The sequence below is a fragment of the Marinicrinis sediminis genome, assembly GCF_042685085.1.
Lineage (GTDB): Bacteria > Bacillota > Bacilli > Paenibacillales > KCTC-33676 > Marinicrinis > Marinicrinis sediminis.
In genome coordinates this window covers 1-609 of record NZ_JBHUMM010000036.1, presented here as the reverse complement: position 1 = coordinate 609, position 609 = coordinate 1, and the positions used below count along the sequence as shown (strand labels likewise).

The window sequence follows — 609 nt, the reverse complement described above, 5'->3', positions numbered from 1 at the left end:
AAGGCTGGGCTGTGATGAGGAGGGGAACTTTAAGTACCCGAAGGACTTGATCTCACGCTGCCAAGAAAAGCCTCTAGCCAGGTGAAGGTGCCCGTACCGCAAACCGACACAGGTAGGCGAGAAGAGAATTCTAAGGCGCGCGGAAGAACTCTCGTTAAGGAACTCGGCAAAATGACCCCGTAACTTCGGGAGAAGGGGTGCCTCGGTAGGGTGAATAGCCCGAGGGGGCCGCAGTGAAAAGGCCCAAGCGACTGTTTAGCAAAAACACAGGTCTGTGCGAAGCCGCAAGGCGAAGTATACGGGCTGACGCCTGCCCGGTGCTGGAAGGTTAAGAGGAGGGGTAAGCCTTCGGGCGAAGCTCTGAATTGAAGCCCCAGTAAACGGCGGCCGTAACTATAACGGTCCTAAGGTAGCGAAATTCCTTGTCAGGTAAATTCTGACCCGCACGAATGGCGTAACGACTTGGGCGCTGTCTCAACGAGAGATCCGGTGAAATTTTAATACCTGTGAAGATGCAGGTTACCCGCGACAAGACGGAAAGACCCCATGGAGCTTTACTGCAGCTTGATATTGGACTTGGGTACGATTTGTACAGGATAGGTGGGAGCC

1 rRNA gene is annotated in these 609 nt (G+C 54.0%); it reads left to right on the top strand.

What is annotated here, in order from left to right:
• Positions 1-609, top strand: a 23S ribosomal RNA gene (locus ACFSUC_RS11790); the annotation flags it as partial.